Here is a 5,657-nt window from a genome sequence, read left to right on the forward strand (position 1 = left end):
CTTCCTAGCTTTATAAAAAAAAGTTGAAGCTCATTTAGAAGCTGATATCTACTCTCGTAAAAATAAAAAACACCTTGTATTAGGTAAAGCTCCTTCAGAAACATCAATTAACTTGCAAAGTAATGATTACTTGGCGATCACAGGTAACGAATATATTCGTCAGCGACATTTAAAAGCCATCACCGAACATAAACATGAAGTGGTAATGTCAGCTGTTTTTCAACATCAATCAGAAACAGGCGATACGTTTGAAGAGCAATTAGCCGCACTGACAGGTTTTGAGAAATGTGTCCTTTCACAATCTGGCTGGGCTGCAAACGTCGGCTTGATTCAGACCATTATCCCTAAAGGTACGCCGATTTATATCGACTTCTTTGCTCACATGTCGTTATGGGATGGAGCAAAGCGGGCTGAAGGGAATATTCAAACTTTCTTGCATAACAATATGCGCCATTTAGAGAAACAAATTAAACGTGAAGGACCAGGATTGATCATGGTGGATTCAGTTTATAGCACTATTGGTACTGTTGCTCCGCTACATACATTGGTTGAGATAGCTAACCGTTACGGTTGCGCCTTGCTGGTGGATGAGTCTCATTCCCTTGGTACACATGGTAAAAATGGTGCAGGGCTAGTGGCTGAATTAGGGCTAACAGATCAAGTTGATTTCTTAACAGCTAGTTTAGCTAAAGCCTTTGCTTATCGTGCAGGGGCGATTTTATGTAGTAAGGAAGTGGCACAGTCATTCCCGTTCACTGCATTTCCTGCCATTTTCAGCTCGGCGTTACTTAATCATGAATTAGAGATCTTAAAAGCCACATTGGATGTGATTAAAGGGGCTGATGATAAGCGTAAAAACTTATTTATTCAGTCTGAAAAATTACGTAGTGGCTTAAGAAATGCTGGATTTCGTATTCAAAGTGAGTCTCAAATTATCGCATTAGAAAGTGGTAATGATGAAAATACCGAAGTGATCCGTGATTATTTAGAATCGCGTGATGTCTTTGGTTCTGTGTTCTGCTCCCCAGCGACACCAAAGAATAAGAACGTTATTCGTATTTCATTAAACAGCGATGTAACCAACGAGGAAATTGAAACTATCGTATCTGTTTGTGAGTCTATGCGAGCGGATTTAGCACTAAAGTAATCTAGATTTTTTGCCCACTACCACCTTACGTTTACGTAAACGTTACAGGGTAGTGGGTAATTTTTTGAACGTTAGTTGAGATAGCGATTGATGGTTTCAAATATTTGATCTTTGGTTGCTGGCTTAAAGATAAAGCCATTCATGCCTGCTGCTTTTAACTCTTGCTGTTGCTGTGTATTAAGAGAGGCAGAGAAACAAATGATCGGCGTATGATGATGGTTACTGTACTGATCATTGTTACGTATTTGTTTTGCTGTTTCTAATCCTCCCATTAATGGCATTTCTAAATCCATCATAATGAGATCCACATTATGTTCTGCTAAATGTTGAAGCGCTTTTAGTCCGTTTTCTGCGTGAATTACGTGGTAGCCGCTGCGTTGTAGCAAAATACCTGTGTACATACGCAGAGAGGTATTATCGTCTACCAATAAAATTGACTGGGTTTCTTGTTTATTTTGGGTTGGGATTGTTTCTTGATTAAAGTGAGTGAAAAAGTATTTACAGATCCCTTCAGTTAACCCAGATTTTAACTTATTAATATTAACTAGCTTATAATTGACTTTCGGATTTAAAATTAAGTGTAACGCTTGCTCTTCACGATAAAGATAAAGCACCTTCGTGGTCGATAAAGCTAATTTATGCTGCAGCTTGGTCATATAATAGTTATGTTCACCATAACTATCTAAATTAATTAAAATCATATCAGCTAGGTTGAGCTGATGTTCAATGTCGACAAGGCGAAATGGACTAACTGATAAAAAGTGGTAGCCAAAAGAAAACGAGTTTTTTTGTAACTCAAATACATCTTGGTTGTTATCACCAATATATAAAATACGTTTTTTCGACAATAATTCGTATTTAAGCTTATTGGTTGATTTTGAATCAATCTTTGGTAATAGAATAGTGAATTCTGTCCATTCTCCTTGTTGTGATTGGCACGAGATCGTCCCACCAAATGCAGTGATCACTTTCTTACAGAAGGGAAGACCGAGTCCAGAGCTATTTTTCTTACCATGAGTATAAAATTCATTAAAGATGGAGTTTATATTACTTTTGGCAATGCCAACGCCCGTATCTTTCACTTTAATAACATTGTTTAATCTATTAATGTCGATATTAATTTCAATGTGAAAATCTTTTTTACTCTTATAATAAAGTGCATTTTTAATTAAATTAAAAATAACGTAACGAAATAAAATATCACTACCGAAATAAGGTGTGTCTTTATTATATTTAACGGTAACGAGTTCTCTATCACTCGATGATTGATAGCCGTAACTTTCAACAGCATTTTTTACTACATTTACAATAGAGTGCTCTTGAAAGGTGTTTTTTGAAATAGCATGTTCATTAATAGAGCTTAATAATAAGTTAATTGTTTCATTACTATTATTAATCACCGTCATATTACTGCGAATGATCGATTTTAATTCGTTAACGTTTTCTTCATGGTTGTGTGTAGATTGCTCGCTACGTTGGCGCAGAATATCAAGCATTAACTCCATTGAAGAATATAGCGAACTAAAAGGATTTCGCATTTCATGAGCGATGCCAGCACTGAAACTACGAGCAAACAAAAGCTGATCTTCATAATGAACATGGTTTCGGTAGTGTGAAGCAATACCTGTAATATAGGCAAAACTGATCACAGCAACGTAACCCCAGTGGAAATTATGAATTTCAGCGTGATTGAAACTAAACGCTGACAGTGTACCAAGGGCAATGCCAATGATTGACATAGCACTGATAATATAAGCGTCGTAAATCAACAAAATAGACAGAAAAACAGCCGTCATAAACGACATGATCCAAATAATTGACCAGTCATTCATTAGCAGCATATAACTAAAGAAAAAAGGCAATGCGATGGTTAACGTGACAACGAAATGGATATCTTTGTAACGAGTGAACCAGTAGGGCATCTGATCTTTAATAATAAAAGGAATAAAAAACGCGCCACAAATAATTCTTAGTAATAAGTTCTCGTAAGGCTGGGGGAATAAATAGTGCCAGATGAAATAGTAAAGAGGAAAGCCAATAGCCCCTAAATAGCCAATAATTGATAAATTAGGCTCAAAATAACGGTAAACATTATTTATTCTATTTCTTATAGTCATTGTCAGAGGTTCTTATGCTTGTTTGGCTTTACTATAAACGAAATGACTACAAGTAAAAATGATCTATAGCGACGATTTTATATTTATTGAGATAATTGTTAACTGTATTTATTACTCGAAATGTAATTACATTGTTATTAAATATGAAGTGGGACTCGTTAACAATTTGAAGCGGCTTCATGAACTTGAAATGTAATTTATGTAACCGAGTATCTTATGCTTTAATTGTGAATTTAATGTTACACAAAAAGAAATGGGCTGCTAACAAATTAACAGCCCTATATAACCTAATATAGGTGGTTGTTTAGATATGTATTAAGCCTTTATTGGTGTCGCTCGGGTAATGAATAAACGACGATCAACCTTATAATCAGTCGCATAGTGGCGTAGTTTACAATCATTACCAGCATCACAACCACAGCTCAAACAACGGTTGGCTTCATCAATAGCTGCTTGCTGTGAGAGTCCTGTTTCTACTTCACTAAAGCTTTGCTCTCTTTGCGCTAGGGTAAGTTCTGGCATTTTAACGCGTAGCACTTTAGCTAACGCATGATGAAGTTTTGATTCAATATCTTGTGTGTTATTACCTGTGGCTAAAGATGCCATGATACGCTTTAGTTTTTCAGCATGCTCTGGACGGATCAAATGGCTACGTTCAACGTTACGAGAGCGGAAAGATTCCGTGTAAAGTTTTTCCATATTACCGCCAAAGTATTCATCAATGGCTTTTGCTGCTTTACGGCCATCTGCAATGGCTTCAATTGCAGTGGCAGGACCGCGACGGAAGTCACCAATGGCGAAGATGTTCTTGACCCCAGAATGCATGGTCGCTTCATCAACATTAATGGTATTCCAACGGCTAAATGATAATTCAATATCTTCGTTAGCTAAAAAGCCGGTATCTGTTTTTTGTGAAACCGCAGCGATCACGGTATCAAAGTCTTCAAGCGTGTATTCACCGGTAGGTTTTGGTGAGCAGCGACCAGAAGCGTCAGGTTCGCCTAATGCCATGGTTTCTAATTTCACTTGGCAAACACGGCCGTTTTCATCAGCAATATTCTCAACAGGGTTGGTTAAGAAGTGGAACTTCACGCCTTCGTGTTCAGCTTCTTCAATCTCGTAGGTTTCTGCTGGCATTTCATCGCGGGTACGACGGTAAATAAGGGTAGTGTCAGCGCCTAAACGTAATGCAGAGCGGGCACAGTCAATAGCAGTATTACCGCCACCAATAACAGCCACTTTCTTACCAATGCTATATTGCTTATCCATTGCCAGATCTTTTAAGAAATCAACGCCTAAGTAACAACCATCAAGATCGCTACCTGTATAGTTCATTTCGCTTGCTTGTGATGCGCCAATGGCTAAACAAACTGAATCATATTCTTCACTTAAGGAAGTAAGGGTAAAGTCTTCACCTAATTTGGTGTTGGTTTTAATCGTCATGCCGTTGCGACACATGATTTCGATTTCTTTGTCGAGAATCGCTTTCGGTAAGCGGTATTCAGGAATGCCGTAACGTAACCATCCACCGGCTTGAGGCATCGATTCAAATACAGTGACGTTGTAACCTTCGTTACTCAGGAAGTAACCACAGCTTAAACCACCCGGGCCTGCGCCAACGATAGCAATGTTCTTGCCTTTGCTGTCTTTTTTAACAGGTGTGTAGTGTTCTAGTTTTTTAAGATCGATATCTGCGGCATAACGTTTCAGTTGACGGATCGCTAATGGCTCATCGACTAAGTTACGTTGGCATTTGGCTTCACAGAAAGCAGGGCAAACACGACCAATAGACAGTGGCATTGGCAGTGTTTTTTTGATCACTTCAATAGCTTTTAAATGTTCGTTATTGGCAATGAAGTATAGGTACGATTGAATATCAACATTGGCAGGGCAGGCAACTTGGCAAGGTGGCACGCTACAGTTGGTATTGGCACGTTGTAAAATACGCTCAAGGTTGTGTTTTCTTATATTTGTTAGTACTTGAGACTCTGTTGTTACCACCATGCCGTCGGTTGGTTGAATATCACAGGCTTTTACAATGCCTTTGCCTGCGACTTCAACATCACAAAGTACGCACTCTTGGCTGAATTCATCAACATCACATAAAGAAGGAATTTCGATACCACATGTTTTGGCGGCAGCTAAAAGGGTTTGATTTTTATCTACGTTATAAGATTGTCCATCAATAGTAATATTAACCATTAATTGCCTCTATTGTTATTTATTTACTGGGCTGCAAGCTATGCTGGTTATTTAGATAATGATTATGAAAGGAAGGTGAATATTGAGTTGAAGTGATAAATAGGTAGGGTAATTTTATTTATCTATATCAATCAGGTTACGCATCATAGGTTGAGATACTATTACTTGACGCTTTTATAATCATTATACAA

At 37.8% G+C, this 5,657-nt stretch carries 2 protein-coding genes and 1 pseudogene; 1 reads left to right on the forward strand and 2 read right to left on the reverse strand.

The features are described from left to right. A pseudogene (cqsA, locus tag E5A76_RS10845) lies at window positions 1–1,147 on the forward strand (alpha-hydroxyketone-type quorum-sensing autoinducer synthase); the annotation flags it as partial. 71 nt (window positions 1,148–1,218) lie between these two features. On the opposite strand, the gene E5A76_RS10850 reads toward cqsA, so the two are convergent. Together E5A76_RS10850 and E5A76_RS10855 are read right to left on the reverse strand one after the other, a co-directional pair. Then, window positions 1,219–3,264: a hybrid sensor histidine kinase/response regulator gene (locus E5A76_RS10850; protein WP_161118938.1), complete on the reverse strand. Its 2,046-nt coding sequence runs from the start codon at window positions 3,262–3,264 to the stop codon at window positions 1,219–1,221. Between the two features lie 315 nt (window positions 3,265–3,579). Then, window positions 3,580–5,466 carry an FAD-dependent oxidoreductase gene (locus E5A76_RS10855; protein ID WP_161118939.1) on the reverse strand — a complete coding sequence of 629 codons (1,887 nt, stop codon included), beginning with the start codon at window positions 5,464–5,466 and terminating at the stop codon, window positions 3,580–3,582. Window positions 5,467–5,657 lie beyond the last annotated feature (191 nt).

Origin of the sequence: Photobacterium lucens, assembly GCF_009873615.1 — a bacterium.
GTDB classification, from domain to species: domain Bacteria; phylum Pseudomonadota; class Gammaproteobacteria; order Enterobacterales; family Vibrionaceae; genus Photobacterium; species Photobacterium lucens.